This is a genomic window from Streptococcus thalassemiae, assembly GCF_903645285.1.
In the GTDB taxonomy this organism is placed as follows: Bacteria; Bacillota; Bacilli; order Lactobacillales; family Streptococcaceae; genus Streptococcus; species Streptococcus thalassemiae.
The window spans coordinates 212,086-226,148 of sequence record NZ_CAHJXN010000002.1; the positions used below are offsets into that span (position 1 = coordinate 212,086).

The 14,063-nt window shown below is 42.3% G+C and carries 12 protein-coding genes; all 12 read right to left on the reverse strand.

Annotated features, from left to right (window positions below; translation table 11 throughout):
- Nucleotides 1-93: 93 nt before the first annotated feature.
- On the reverse strand, nt 94-816 hold the full coding sequence (locus HWX15_RS03590; protein ID WP_175880310.1) for a pseudouridine synthase: 723 nt from the start codon (nt 814-816) through the stop codon (nt 94-96).
- An 89-nt stretch (nt 817-905) separates the two neighbouring features.
- Complete coding sequence (locus tag HWX15_RS09870) at nt 906-1,109, reverse strand: hypothetical protein (protein WP_254867332.1); 204 nt, start codon at nt 1,107-1,109, stop codon at nt 906-908.
- Nucleotides 1,110-1,129: 20 nt separating this feature from the next.
- Nucleotides 1,130-1,360, reverse strand: a complete 231-nt coding sequence (locus HWX15_RS03600) for a GlsB/YeaQ/YmgE family stress response membrane protein (protein ID WP_175880311.1) — start codon at nt 1,358-1,360, stop codon at nt 1,130-1,132.
- Nucleotides 1,361-1,369: 9 nt separating this feature from the next.
- A complete protein-coding gene (locus HWX15_RS03605) occupies nt 1,370-2,611 on the reverse strand; it encodes an aminopeptidase (protein ID WP_000243934.1) in 1,242 nt (413 codons plus the stop codon).
- A gap of 20 nt (nt 2,612-2,631) precedes the next feature.
- Nucleotides 2,632-2,784, reverse strand: coding sequence for a hypothetical protein (locus HWX15_RS03610; RefSeq protein WP_175880312.1), 153 nt, complete (start codon nt 2,782-2,784; stop codon nt 2,632-2,634).
- 20 nt (nt 2,785-2,804) lie between these two features.
- Nucleotides 2,805-3,083, reverse strand: a complete 279-nt coding sequence (locus HWX15_RS03615; RefSeq protein ID WP_042900272.1) for a type II toxin-antitoxin system YafQ family toxin — start codon at nt 3,081-3,083, stop codon at nt 2,805-2,807.
- Nucleotides 3,076-3,339, reverse strand: a complete 264-nt coding sequence (locus HWX15_RS03620; protein ID WP_000047861.1) for a type II toxin-antitoxin system RelB/DinJ family antitoxin — start codon at nt 3,337-3,339, stop codon at nt 3,076-3,078. Before HWX15_RS03620 ends, HWX15_RS03615 begins: the two co-directional genes overlap by 8 nt.
- 102 nt (nt 3,340-3,441) lie before the next feature.
- Entirely contained in the window at nt 3,442-7,833 is a 4,392-nt protein-coding gene (locus tag HWX15_RS03625; protein WP_175880313.1) for a PolC-type DNA polymerase III, read from the reverse strand.
- Between the two features lie 103 nt (nt 7,834-7,936).
- The gene (gene fusA, locus HWX15_RS03630; protein WP_000090345.1) at nt 7,937-10,018 is read right to left on the reverse strand and encodes an elongation factor G; all 2,082 of its coding nucleotides are present in this window, start codon (nt 10,016-10,018) and stop codon (nt 7,937-7,939) included.
- Nucleotides 10,019-10,412: 394 nt separating this feature from the next.
- Nucleotides 10,413-10,883 carry a 30S ribosomal protein S7 gene (gene rpsG, locus HWX15_RS03635; RefSeq protein WP_000087873.1) on the reverse strand — a complete coding sequence of 157 codons (471 nt, stop codon included), beginning with the start codon at nt 10,881-10,883 and terminating at the stop codon, nt 10,413-10,415.
- Nucleotides 10,884-10,902: 19 nt separating this feature from the next.
- Nucleotides 10,903-11,316, reverse strand: coding sequence for a 30S ribosomal protein S12 (gene rpsL, locus HWX15_RS03640; protein WP_001142332.1), 414 nt, complete (start codon nt 11,314-11,316; stop codon nt 10,903-10,905).
- 443 nt (nt 11,317-11,759) lie between these two features.
- Nucleotides 11,760-13,757 carry a thiol-activated cytolysin family protein gene (locus tag HWX15_RS03645; protein WP_175880314.1) on the reverse strand — a complete coding sequence of 666 codons (1,998 nt, stop codon included), beginning with the start codon at nt 13,755-13,757 and terminating at the stop codon, nt 11,760-11,762.
- Nucleotides 13,758-14,063: the final 306 nt, after the last annotated feature.

Genomic DNA, 14,063 nt, shown 5'->3' on the forward strand with positions numbered 1-14,063 from the left:
TACAGTCTATTATAACGCTTTTTACAAAGGAAGCAACTGAAAAACATAAAAGGCAAGGACATTCTCCCTCACCTTTTTCAAATATAAACTAAATTAAGCAATACTAGCACGGAGAACTTCTAATTCTTCCTTAGTCAAGCGACGCCATTCCCCTCGTTCTAGGTTCTCATCCAATACTAGAGTTCCCATAGTCAAACGTTGCAAGTCCACTACCTCCTTGCCACAGTAGGCCACCATACGCTTGACCTGATGAAACTTCCCTTCTGCAATGGTCACACGAATTTGGCTTTGATTCTTTTCTGGATCTATGGACACAAGCTCCAGTTTAGCAGGCTGACAAGTAAAGTCTTTAAGAGGAATTCCCTTGGCAAATGTCTCCACATCTTCTTGGGTCATCATTCCCTTGACCTGAGCCAGATACGTCTTATCCACATGACGCTTAGGTGAAAGAAGAGCATGGGCCAGCTTGCCGTCATTAGTCAAGAGCAAAAGACCATGCGTGTCAATATCCAAGCGCCCTACTGGGAAAACTTCCTTACTCCGAGCAATATCATCCAGCAAGTCCAGAACGGTTCTGTGCTTTGGATCCTCAGTCGCTGAGATAACTCCTTTGGGCTTGTTCATCATATAGTAGACAAACTCTTCATACTCCAACACTTGCCCATCAAAGCGAATCTCATCTCTTTCTTCATCAATCTGCAATTTAGCTGATTTCTCTTTTTTACCATTTACAGTCACGCGCCCAGCCTTGAGCAAGTTTTTGACCTCAGTCCGACTCCCCACAGCGGAGGCAACTAAAAATTTATCTAATCTCATAGAACTATTATATCACACTCAAAAGGAGGCTGTCTCAATGATCAACCTCCTTTTCGTTTCATACTCTTCAAAAATCTCTTCAAACCGCGTCAACGTCGCCTTGCCGTATATATGTTACTGACTTCGTCAGTTTCATCTACAACCTCAAAACAGTGTTTTGAGCTGACTTCGTCAGTTCTATCTGCAACCTCAAAACAGTGTTTTGAGCTGACTTCGTCAGTTTCATCTACAACCTCAAAGCACTGCTTTGAGCAGCCTGCGGCTAGTTTCCTAGTTTGCTCTTTGATTTTCATTGAGTATCAGATTTAGGAAATTAACTTCCTCGTCTCCAGAAAATGGCTAAGACAATCATGGAACCTAGTACTGCCGGAATAATGGCAGTTCCTGCTATTATCGGTCCCCAAGTCCCAAAAAGCAAGTGGCCTATAAAAGCACCAATCCAGCCTAGAAACATTTTTCCAAAACATCCCATTCGCTCTCCACGATTGGTCAGAGTACCTGCTAAAAATCCCACTAGGAGACCAGCGAACATACTTCCTAACATATTATCTCCTTAATTTGCCCAATCTCCGTTACGGAAGAGTGGTACACGTGTCCCATCCTCACGGATACCATCGATATCCATTTGGTTAGAACCAATCATAAAGTCTACGTGAACATCTGAACGGTTAAGCCCCGCAGCTTCAAGCTCCTCTTCGCTCATCTCCGCTCCACCAACAACGCTAGTTGCATAGGCTGCACCGATAGCCAAGTGATTTGATGCATTCTCATCAAAAAGGGTGTTAAAGAAGGTAATGCCTGACTGAGAAATTGGGCTTGGATCTGGCACCAAGGCACATTCACCTAAGGCACGCGCACCCGCATTTTCAAAGACAAGATCCTTCATAACCTGATCACCCTTCTCAGCAGTGATATCTACGATTTGTCCATCCTTAAAGGTCACCTTAATACCTTCAATAATGTTTCCGTTATAACTAAGCGGTTTTGTAGAAGTGACATAGCCATCTGCGCGACGGAAATCAGGCGCTGTGAAGACTTCCTCTGTCGGCATATTTGGCAAGAATCCTTCGCCCTGTGCATTGATAGCACCAGCTGATTCCCAAACGTGGTTCTTTGGCAAACCAAGTGTCAAATCTGTCCCTGGCGCTGTGTAGTGAAGGGCTGAAAATTGCTCTTTATTGAGCATATCTGCCTTGCTCTTGAGAATAGCTGCATGTTCTTCCCAAGCCTTAACAGGATCTTCTTCATAAACACGGCAAGTTTTGAAAATTTGGTCCCAAAGGAGATCGACTGCTTCTTCGTCGCTCGCAGCATTTGGAAAGACTTTCTTAGCCCACTCAAGTCCAGCAGCGGCTGCCACAGTCCAGCTGACTTTATTGGATTGCGTTGCGATACGCATTGGCTTCATAGCAAGTCCCATAGCTTTAGCAGAAGCTGATAGCTTGTCAGCATCCACCCCGTTCAAGGCACCTGGATCAGATGAACGAACCCCAAGACGGCTAGCCTTGTTCTCCAAGAGATAGTTCATCTCAGCAATCTTGTATTCTGGTACATTATCCAGACGCTCCATCGGTGCGTGGAGGAATTTCTCACGGTTAATGACATCATCTGTCCACTGAACGATGACCTCATGCGCACCCAAGGCATAAGCTTCTTTGACGATTAAGTGAGCCAACTCACGTTGCTCCACATCGATAGAGAGAGCCAAAGTGTGACCAGGTTGCACATTGATTCCGTTCGCAACCAACAATTTCGCATATTTTTCTAGATTTTCTTTAAAATTTGGTAAAACCATGTTGTTTCTCTTTTCTATTTTTATTTTTCTTTCAAAGCAGAGAATACCCCTGCTAAAGCAATAGTACCTGACAAGAGTGCTGTTGATAGAAGAATTGTCTGATCAGCAAGTTCTAATTGATATTCAAATACCTTCTCAGCCGGCTTATCTTCTGCGAATATTCTTAGTTTCATGAGAATCCCCTTAAAATTTATTAAAACAAATCACTATGACTGCCTGTCCTAAGCAAATTTAAAATCAATTCTTCCTTGTCTACTTTATAGACCAGGAGCCAATCCGGCTGGATATGGCATTCACGAACTCCTTGAAAATGCTTGGATGCCGTCAATTGATGATCACGATATCTAGCAGGAAGTTCTTTTTCTTGAACAAGAAAATTTAAAACTTCTTCTAATAATTCTGCCTTCAAACCACGCTTCATAGCCAACTTAAAATCTTTTTTAAACTGTTTATGATAACGAATCTTAAGCACGCAAATCCTCCATCAAGTCTGAGACTGATTCAAAGGATTGGCTCATATTACGATTTTGGTCTAAATCCGTTAATACCTCAAGCAACTTCCGACTCTCGTCTAGTCTAACATCGAAAGGTAAACCCTGATATTGAATAGCCTGACGAAGAAAAATATTGATAGCTGTTGTCATATCCATTCCCAGGTTATTAAACACCTGTTGGGCCTGCTCCTTCACCTCACTATCCAGACGGATACTCATGCTCGTCTTTGACATACTCTCACCCTCTTTCTATCTATTATTTTAACAAAAAATAAGGCTAATGTAAATCTATTGGATATACATTAGCCTCTTTGGATAGATGATTAAACAATTTTTTTAAAACAAATCATCAAACAAACTCAACTGGTTATCCTCTGGCATATTTCCCAGAATACCCATTTCATCCATCTTTTCAACCAAGGTTGATGAGAGCCCACCGCGTTTGCGTAGTTCTGTTTTAGAAAGGAATTCTCCCTCTTCACGCGCTCGCACCAACTGCTTGGCAACGTTCTCTCCCAGACCATCCATAGCAACAAATGGCGGAATGAGCATATCTCCATCAATGAGGAATTCTGTCGCCTGACTACGGTAGAGGTCTAACTTCCCAAACTTGAAACCACGTTCCCACATTTCATTGACAATCTCAAGAGTTGTATAGAGATCGATTTCCACATTAGAGGCTTCATTATTCTTCCGTTTTTCAGAGATTTCTTCCATTCTGCGTTTGATGGCATCCAAGCCCGCACCCATGGTCTTGATATCAAAAGCCTTAGCACGGATAGAGAAGTAAGCACAGTAGTAATAAATGGGATGGTGAACCTTGAAGTAAGCTACACGCAAGGCCATCATAACGTAGGCTGCCGCATGGGCTTTAGGGAACATGTACTTAATTTTCCCACAGGACTCGATATACCACTCTGGCACCTTATTGGCCTTCATGGCTTCGATATAACCATTTCGCTCCTCTTCGGAAATCTTGAGCCACAATCCCTTACGTACCCGTTCCATGATGGTAAAGGCCATCTTAGGTTCCAGACCAGCATGCATGAGGTACACCATGATGTCGTCCCGACAACCGATAACAGTCGATAGGTCCGCTATTCCTTGCTTAATCAGATCCTGAGCATTCCCCAACCAAACGTCAGTACCGTGGGACAACCCTGACAACTGAAGCAATTCCGCAAAAGTCGTCGGATGGGTTTCATCGACCATACCTCGGACAAAGTTGGTTCCAAACTCCGGAATCCCCAGCATACCCGTCGGCGTTCCGATTTGCTCAGGAGTCACCCCTAGCACATCAGTCCCAGAAAAGAGGGCCATCACGCCTTCGTCATCCATGGGGATTTCATTAGGATCAATACCAGACAAATCCTGAAGTTTTCGAATCATGGTCGGATCATCATGTCCCAGTACATCGAGTTTGAGGACGTTCTCGTCGATATCATGGAAGTTAAAGTGAGTGGTCTGCCATTCAGCCGTCACATCATCCGCTGGATACTGGACAGGCGTAAAATCGTAGACATCCATGTAGTTAGGAATAACAACGATTCCCCCTGGGTGTTGGCCTGTCGTTCGTTTGACACCAGCTGCACCTTGAGCAAGACGTTCCACCTCTGCATCACGATAAAACTTGCCATAATCTCGCTCATAGCCCTTGACAAATCCATAAGCAGTCTTGGCAGCCACCGTACCAACCGTTCCTGCACGGAAGGCATATTCCTCACCAAAGATATCACGCACATCCAAGTGGGCACTAGGTTGATCTTCTCCCGAGAAGTTCAAGTCAATATCGGGAACCTTATCCCCATCAAAACCAAGGAAGGTCTCGAAAGGAATATCTTGGCCATTTTTACTGAGTTTGTGACCACAGTTTGGACAGTCCTTATTGGGCATATCAAATCCTGAACCGTAAGAACCATCGGTGATAAACTCACTGTACTGACACTGACCACAGACATAGTGAGGAGAGAGAGGATTGACCTCTGTAATTCCAATCATAGTCGCAACAAAACTAGATCCTACAGACCCACGAGAACCAACCAAGTAACCCCGTTCATTGGAACGTTGCACCAGCATCTGCGATGCCAGATAAATCACAGCAAATCCATTCCCCAGAATAGAGGTTAGTTCTTTTTCAATCCGCAAATCGACAATATCTGGCAGTGGATTTCCATAAATCTCAAAAGCTTTCGTGTAGGTCAATTCAGCGACCGTTTCTTCCGCCTTGTCGATGAAAGGCGTGTACAAGTCCCCCTTAACAACCTCAACAGGTTCAAAGATTTCTGCCAAGGCATTGGTGTTTTCAATAACCAATTTGCGAGCTAGTTCCTCTCCCAAGAAGGCAAATTCATCCAACATTTCATTGGTCGTTCTAAAATGGGCTTTTGGCAGAGGAGCTGGTTGGGCATGTTCACCGTGACCAATAGTTCGGTTAATCATAGCCCCCTGTCCCAAACTACGGACGATAATTTCACGGTAAATCTCTTCTTCTGGTTCGATATAGTGGACATTCCCCGTAGCCAAAACGGGCTTGCCAAGGCGGTCTCCCACCTCTATCAAACTTTTGATAATGGTCTGGAGTTCCTCCATATCCTTGACCTGCTCCTTGGCAATCAAAGGAGCATAGATAGCTGGTGGCATGATCTCAATAAAGTCGTAATACTTGGCCACCTCAACCGCTGCATCCACACCTTGGGAAACAACCGCATCAAAAACTTCACCTTCTGAACAAGCCGACCCCAGAATCAATCCTTCCCGATGAGCATCTAGAACTGTTCTCGGAATCCGTGGCACCCCTTCAAAGTACTTGGTATTAGACAAGGAAACCAGCTTAAAGATATTTTTTAGACCTATCTGATTCTTGACATAAATGGTCGCATGCTTGATCCGAGCTTTTTTATAAGAATCTGGACTAATCAAATCAATGTTGAGTCTAGCTAGATCGGTCACACCATGTTTTTCTGCTACCTCTTTGATAAATATAAAGAGCAGACGACCAGTAGCTTCCGCATCGTAATTGGCCATGTGGTGATGTTCCAAGGCCACACCAAAACGCTTGGTCAAAGGTCCCAAACCATGACGTTTATACTCAGGATAGAGATTTCTAGCAAACTCCAGTGTATCAATAACCGGCTGACTAATCCTTGGAAGACCATGACGCTCATAGTTGGCATTCATAAAGCCAACGTCAAAGGTGGCATTATGGGCAACTAAGACTGTATCCTTACAAAATTCTTGGAATTCTTGCAAAACTTGTTCCAGTGGCTTGGCATTTTTGATATGGTCATCTGTAATTCCAGTCAACTCAGTAGTAAAAGCTGACAAGGGATGTCCAGGATTGATAAATTCATCAAATTCAGCAATGACATTCCCCTTGTACATCTTAGAAGCCGCAACCTGAATCAAATCATTATAGATAGCTGAAAGTCCCGTCGTTTCCACGTCAAAGACCACGTAGGTTGCTTCCGACAAGTCCATCTCCACTTCGTTATAGACGATAGGGACACGGTCCTCCACGATATTGGCTTCCATTCCATAAATCAGCTGGATTCCCGCTTTCTTAGCCGCCTTATAGCCATGTGGGAAGGATTGAACATTTCCATGGTCGGTGATGGCAACTGCCTTGTGTCCCCATTTAGCAGCTGTCGCAACGATTTCTTCAACCTCTGGTAGAGCATCCATAGTCGACATGTTAGTATGAGCATGAAACTCAACCCGACGCTCACCTTCTGGCATCAAATCCTTCCGCTCATAGTGAACAACTTCCTGCACATCCTGCACGTTCATAGTCAAATCGCGTGTGAAATTATTCATCTCCACATTCCCACGAACTCTGAGCCAAGAATTTTTCTTAATGAGATCAAATTTCTGAGCCTCTTCCTCATTCTTAACCCACTTTTGCATAGAAAAACTTGAAGTGTAGTCGGTCATTTTAAAGTTGATCAAAACACGCCCTGTTCTGGTCACTTTTTGCTCCACATCAAACACAACCCCTTCAAAGACCAGACGATTTTCCTCCGTCGTCACTTCAATCATAGGAGTAATCTCCGCCTTGTCCAACTTCGGTTTAGCTGCAGCTTTTTTCGCTTGAAAATCAAAGGCTGGTTTCTCTTCCGCTGGAGGAGGTGCCATCTGTTCCAGTTGTTCCATAGCACGGAGCGCTTCCTCATTGGCCGCTTGAACAATCTGCTCATTTTCAGCGTGAAAGGCCTCTTCCTGCTCTTGGGTCAGCATATCATTCTTCTCGACCTGACAGTTAAAAGTTGGAAAACCAAACTTTTCAAGTTGTTTGGCTAAATTAGGAAGGTGATTTTTCTTAAAGTGTTCCTTATCAATCGCCTCAGATCCTTCAATAAAGAGTTGATTACCCTCAGCACGAACTTGCAAATTCTGATAAAGAGACTTAAAACCTTGACTAGCACATGGCCCTTCAGAAAAAGCCTCTCTATAATAGGCCTGCAAGAGTTGGTTTGAAAAATCTTGAGACAGAGTCTTGATTTCAAAAACAGCTTTATTGCCTGTCTTAGAAAATTCCTCACTCAAACCTTTCTTTAATTCTAAAAAGATTTCAATCGGTAAAATATTAGAAAATACGAAATGAAACTCCCATACCTTACTAATTTTATGAACCACAACTCGCTCAATATCGGCCTGTGATAAAGCAGGGACCTGTCTCATCTCAGCAGGTATCCCCAGTTGATTCATCAAAATTTCAAAACTATTTGACATTCATTTTCCTCACATTATTCTTCTACTATTTTACCATATTTAGAGGTATTTTCTAAAGACAAAAGGAAGCCACTAAGTGACTTCCTTCTAGAGTGAGGACTGATTAGTCTTCACCTTTGTTTTTCTTAATGATTTCTTCTTGTACTGACTTAGGTACATCTTCGTAGTGGTCAAATACCATCATGAATGTACCACGTCCTTGAGATGCAGAACGAAGAACTGTTGCATAACCGAACATTTCAGCAAGTGGAACGTAAGCACGAACGATTTGGCTGTTACCGTGTGCTTCCATACCATCTACACGTCCACGACGAGCAGTTACGTGACCCATAACATCACCAAGGTTTTCTTCTGGAACAGTGATTGTTACAAGCATCATTGGTTCAAGGATAGCTGGTTGTGCTGATTTAGCAGCTTCTTTAAGAGCAAGTGAAGCCGCGATCTTGAAGGCAGTTTCAGATGAGTCGACATCGTGGTATGAACCATCATAAAGCTTAGCTTTAACGTCAACCATTGGGTAACCTGCAAGAACACCGTTAGCCATAGATTCTACCAAACCTTTTTCAACCGCTGGGATAAATTCACGAGGAACCACACCACCGACGATTGCGTTTTCGAATTCGAATCCTTTACCTTCTTCGTTTGGAGTAAATTCAATCCATACATCACCAAATTGACCTTTACCACCAGACTGACGTTTGAAGAATCCACGAGCTTGAGTAGAAGCGCGGAATGTTTCACGGTAAGATACTTGAGGAGCACCTACGTTCGCTTCAACTTTGAACTCACGACGCATACGGTCAACAAGGACGTCAAGGTGAAGCTCACCCATACCAGAGATAACTGTTTCACCAGTTTCAACGTTTGTTTCAACGCGGAATGTTGGATCTTCTTCAGCCAATTTTTGAAGGGCAATACCCATCTTGTCTTGGTCAGCTTTAGATTTAGGCTCAACCATCAATTGGATAACTGGTTCTGGAACGTTGATTGACTCAAGGATGATTTTAGCTTTTTCATCTGTCAATGAGTCACCAGTTGTAGTATCTTTCAAACCAACGGCAGCAGCGATATCACCTGAGTAAACAGTGTCGATTTCTTGACGGCTGTTAGCGTGCATTTGAAGGATACGTCCGATACGTTCACGTTTACCTTTAGAAGTGTTCAATACGTAAGAACCTGATTGAAGAACACCTGAGTAAACACGGAAGAATGTCAAACGACCTACGAATGGGTCAGTCATGATCTTGAAGGCAAGAGCTGCAAATGGCTCTTCGTCAGATGCTGGACGAGTTTCTTCAGCGTCTGTATCTGGGTTAATACCTTTGATTGCTGGGATGTCAAGTGGGCTTGGAAGGTAGTCGATAACCGCATCAAGCATCAATTGAACACCTTTGTTCTTGAAGGCAGAACCACACAATACTGGGAAGAATTCAACGTTGATAGTCGCTTTACGGATACCAGCTTTCAATTCTTCGTTAGTGATTTCTTCACCTTCGAGGTATTTCATCATCAATTCTTCGTCAGTTTCAGCAACTGCTTCGATCAATTTTTCACGGTATTCTTGAGCTTGGTCAAGATATTCAGCTGGAATATCTTCTTCAAGGATATCTGTACCAAGGTCGTTAGTATAGATTTCAGCTTTCATCTTGATCAAGTCGATGATACCACGGAAGTCATCTTCAGAACCGATTGGCAATTGGATTGGGTGTGCGTTTGCTTGAAGACGATCGTGAAGTGTGCTTACAGAGTAAAGGAAGTCAGCACCGATTTTGTCCATTTTGTTGGCAAATACGATACGTGGAACTCCATACTCAGTTGCTTGACGCCAAACTGTTTCAGTTTGAGGTTCAACACCTGATTGTGAGTCAAGAACGGTAACCGCACCATCCAATACACGAAGAGAACGTTGTACTTCGATTGTGAAGTCCACGTGTCCTGGTGTGTCGATGATGTTTACGCGGTGGTTGTTCCATTGAGCTGTTGTCGCAGCAGATGTGATAGTGATACCACGTTCTTGCTCTTGCTCCATCCAGTCCATTTGTGACGCACCTTCGTGAGTTTCACCGATTTTGTGGATTTTACCAGTGTAGTAAAGAATACGCTCAGTAGTTGTTGTTTTACCAGCATCGACGTGAGCCATGATACCGATATTACGAGTTTTTTCAAGTGAAAATTCGCGTGCCATGAGGTTTGTTTCTCCTATTTATTTTTGATTTCTATTCTATTATAACATGATTTTAATAAAAACGGATAGGCAGGACCTACCCGTTCTCAATGTTTTCATGCTATTGTTGGTTGCAACTTGTAGATTTACAAGTTGAATTGAACTCGGGCTAAAGTTAATTAGCCGATTTGAGCCGGAACGGGATGCTGTGTGAAAAAGATAAACTTCCTTGTATTCGTCGAATACTGCGTCAGTTTCCTATTTTCACCTTGCATCCTTACCGTTCCTAGCATCATGATATAGTTGAGCTCAAGCTAAAAGTCTGGAGAAAAAGATGAATCTCATTGGTTGCAATCGCAACCTGCTTCGATTCCCTATTTTCTCTGGGACTTTCTTAACGCTTTCGCATCCTATCTTACCAACGGAAGTGTGCGAATGCACGGTTAGCTTCAGCCATACGGTGAGTGTCTTCACGTTTCTTAACTGCTGCACCAGTGTTGTTAGCAGCATCCAAGATTTCTTTTGCAAGACGGTCTTGCATTGTGTGTTCACCACGAAGACGAGCGATTGTTACCAACCAACGAAGTCCAAGTGTTGTACGACGTTCTGGACGAACTTCAACTGGGACTTGGTAGTTAGAACCACCAACACGACGTGCACGTACTTCAAGTACAGGCATGATGTTTTCCATAGCTGTTTCAAATACTTCAAGTGCATCGTTACCAGTAGCTTCTTTGATTTGCTCAAAAGCACCGTAAACGATTGAAGCAGCTGTACCACGTTTACCATCAAGCATAACGCGGTTGATAAGACGAGTAACTAGTTGTGAATTGTAAAGCGGATCTGGCAATACGTCACGTTTTGGAGCTCTATTTTTACGACTCATTTCTCTTTATCCCCTTTCCTTATGCTTTTGGACGTTTAGTACCGTATTTAGAACGGCCTTGTTTACGATCGTTAACACCTGCAGTATCAAGTGCACCACGGACGATATGGTAACGTACCCCTGGAAGGTCTTTTACACGTCCACCGCGAAGAAGAACCACGCTGTGCTCTTGCAAGTTGTGTCCGATACCTGGGATGTAGGCAGTAACTTCGATAAGGTTGCTCAAACGTACACGAGCGAATTTACGAAGGGCTGAGTTAGGTTTTTTAGGTGTCATTGTTCCAACACGAGTTGCAACACCACGTTTTTGTGGTGAAGAAACGTTTGTTTGAACTTTTTTATGACTGTTGTAACCAACGTTCAAAGCTGGTGATTTAGATTTTTCTACTTTTGATTTACGCGGTTTGCGAACCAATTGGTTAATTGTAGGCATCTACATTCTCCTGTGTTTTTTTATTTTTGGTGATGATACACTTGGTGACAGCTATCATCTGTGTGTACTTTTGCAACATTTGTCAGCACGTCCCTGTACACTCTTGAGAGACCAAAAGTAAAAAGTACCGTCTATTATTGTAACAAAATTTCCCCTTGCTTGTCAAGATATTTTTCTTTTTTATTGTTAATCTTTTCGCTAGCGTAACTTCTCAAAGTAACTTCCACTTGACTTGCCGAAGTGGAAATTAGTCTAAAACGGATTTTTATGGTGGAATTAAGTGTGAGACGTTTGAAAATGTTTTAATAGCAACAACGTACTATTCTAGTTTCAATCTGCTATAGAAGTTACCCTTTTCATTCTCTCAAAAGTCAATCATAAAAGAGGAGAAATCGAAGTTCCTCCTCTTCACTGTTTACTATCGAATCAAGTAAATCAAATCGTTACTCATTCACAATTTTTTCATCAACTTTAGGGTTTAGAGTTGTTCCCCAATGTGTAATTGTACGCTGTTGTACTAGTGGTAAGTCTGTGCGGTTGTAAACTGTACGCCATGGTTCCCATACAAGACCCGTCTTTTCTTGAACCTTGATACGAAGATTACGGACATTTCCTTTAAATTGAATCTCTGTTTGGAAGCCTGAAGTTCTGTTTTTTCCGTTATCTTCCCATTGACGTGAACGGATTTCTGGATTTCCTTGTTCATCATATGTAATTTCATCCCAATAGATGTAGTAACGCGCAACATAAGCACCCTTATGATGAAGTTTCAAGAAGCCATTTTTGTAAGAAGTAACCTTCGTTTCGATATAGTCTGTACTATTTTGTAAAGTTGCTTGGGCATTATCTTTTAGGAAGGCAGTCTTATATGCGATTGGCACAGCTGGACTTTGAGCGCTAAAGTTAGCTCCTTCTCTGATGAGTTCCTTCAAGTTTTCGACTGTTCCTGTGACAACTTTGGCGGCACCGCTAGCATTACCTCCTACAATTACCGCTGTTACAGAAGTATTCTTCAATAGACGGCTCCATTCAGAATTTGGAGCAATTGTTGCGCCTTTGATAACCGCATTGATAGCTGCTTTTAATTCAGTAGACTTACTTGTTGACTCAAACTTAACATAGATTTGACGTCCGTAAGAAACATTTGATACATATACAGGTGGAGTTTGTGAATCAACACCTCTTTGTTTTAAATCTTCAGGTGTCACACTCTTGTCAAATACAGCCGCTGGATTGGTCGGTGCATCAAATGTCGCTGTATAGTAGATTTGTTTAAAGTTTACAACTTCAATTTGCTTTTCACCCTTTTGCACAGCCTCAAAGTCAATCTTGAGCGGTGCACCTGCTTTTTCAAAGTCTGCACCAAATTTTGCTTTCAATTGGTTCATGCTATAGGCTGTAGTTGATTCATACTGAACACGGGCAGGAACGGAATGGCTAGATGAGTAATTCTTTGTCCATCTTTCAACCAAGGTATTCATCGCAGACTGCATACCACTAGTTGTAGGATCTGCTTCAATTCGGCTGTCAGACTGAATCATACCAGGTAAATCGACGCTGACTGTCCCCTTTGCACGGGCAAGACTAATCAATTCTGGCTGATTTTCTAGCAGATTTTGGTTTGCCTTATACAAGCCACCTAGAAAGACATTTTGATTTCCATTGATGGAAACATCTGCTGTGCCTGTAGAGAGGGTTTTCTTGATTTTTTCTACAACGACAAACTCTCCATTTTGTTCCTTAGCACTTGTGTTGTAGCGATTTTCTAAGGTTTCTCCCTTGCGAGTTAAAATATCCAAAGGATTATAAGTTAAGCCAAAAAGGTAGTCTTTCAATGCTGATGTTTGATCTACTACTGGTGCAGTTCTATCCTGTCCAACTTGAGTTGTTGCTGAACGAAATACTTCCACTTCTGCCAAGCTCAATGGGGTATTTTTAGTTTTCAACTCCACTTTTACATAACGAGCGTCTTTGGCGGTGAAGAAAACTTCAAGTTCTGCCTTCCCATTCAAACTATCAAAGTGTTGACGAGCAACTTCTTGTTTTGCTTCATTTAACAAAACAACATCAAAATTGGAAAGACGATTAGCTACATTCCCATCTCCACGATTGTAAAGTTTAACTTTTCCAACATTCTCTGTTTTTCCGAGATCAACTTGCCACCAAGCATTGTCTTCAAAGTTTGTATGCGTTACAGAATGGTGCCCATAGTCACTGTCAACATTACCATCCACTGCTCGTGTAGCAGCTCCTCCATAAGCAGTAGAACTTTGACTAGCTTGTTTTCCACGAGCGATGTTTTCTGTCTCAACTGGACGATTCCCTTGCTCTGTAGCCAAAGCTACTCCCTGAGCGCTCAATAAAAAGGCCGCAACAACAGCACTACACACACCGAGTCCACACTTTTTGACAAAGCGATGCAAACGTTTTTCTTGATTCATTCCTTATTCCTCCGTTTTTAAATGAATACGTTTTCCTATTTGTCTATAGTCTATCAAATTTCAAGTAAAAGTCAAGCACAAACCAGCAAAAAAGTCAAGAAAATAAGAAGAAAACGTTTGCTGAATTTTTCTGATATTTTCTTTAGATTTCCAGTAAATACTATAGTTTGGAAACTAGATAAAACTTGAGAAGCGCTAGCTTTTTCTCTTCCTATTTATAATTTCGCTAGATGAACTTTTAAAGAAATATTAGAAATCAATTTCTGAATAAAAATAGCTGGGAACACATCATCTTCCTAATAATAC

What these genes read in the sequence shown, in the direction of transcription:
- HWX15_RS03590 (WP_175880310.1), bottom strand. Translation starts at nt 816, where the DNA reads ATGAGATTAGATAAATTTTTAGTTGCCTCCGCTGTGGGGAGTCGGACT.
- HWX15_RS09870 (WP_254867332.1), bottom strand. Translation starts at nt 1,109, where the DNA reads ATGAAAATCAAAGAGCAAACTAGGAAACTAGCCGCAGGCTGCTCAAAG.
- HWX15_RS03600 (WP_175880311.1), bottom strand. Translation starts at nt 1,360, where the DNA reads ATGTTAGGAAGTATGTTCGCTGGTCTCCTAGTGGGATTTTTAGCAGGT.
- HWX15_RS03605 (WP_000243934.1), bottom strand. Translation starts at nt 2,611, where the DNA reads ATGGTTTTACCAAATTTTAAAGAAAATCTAGAAAAATATGCGAAATTG.
- HWX15_RS03610 (WP_175880312.1), bottom strand. Translation starts at nt 2,784, where the DNA reads ATGAAACTAAGAATATTCGCAGAAGATAAGCCGGCTGAGAAGGTATTT.
- HWX15_RS03620 (WP_000047861.1), bottom strand. Translation starts at nt 3,339, where the DNA reads ATGTCAAAGACGAGCATGAGTATCCGTCTGGATAGTGAGGTGAAGGAG.
- HWX15_RS03625 (WP_175880313.1), bottom strand. Translation starts at nt 7,833, where the DNA reads ATGTCAAATAGTTTTGAAATTTTGATGAATCAACTGGGGATACCTGCT.
- fusA (WP_000090345.1), bottom strand. Translation starts at nt 10,018, where the DNA reads ATGGCACGCGAATTTTCACTTGAAAAAACTCGTAATATCGGTATCATG.
- rpsG (WP_000087873.1), bottom strand. Translation starts at nt 10,883, where the DNA reads ATGAGTCGTAAAAATAGAGCTCCAAAACGTGACGTATTGCCAGATCCG.
- rpsL (WP_001142332.1), bottom strand. Translation starts at nt 11,316, where the DNA reads ATGCCTACAATTAACCAATTGGTTCGCAAACCGCGTAAATCAAAAGTA.
- HWX15_RS03645 (WP_175880314.1), bottom strand. Translation starts at nt 13,757, where the DNA reads ATGAATCAAGAAAAACGTTTGCATCGCTTTGTCAAAAAGTGTGGACTC.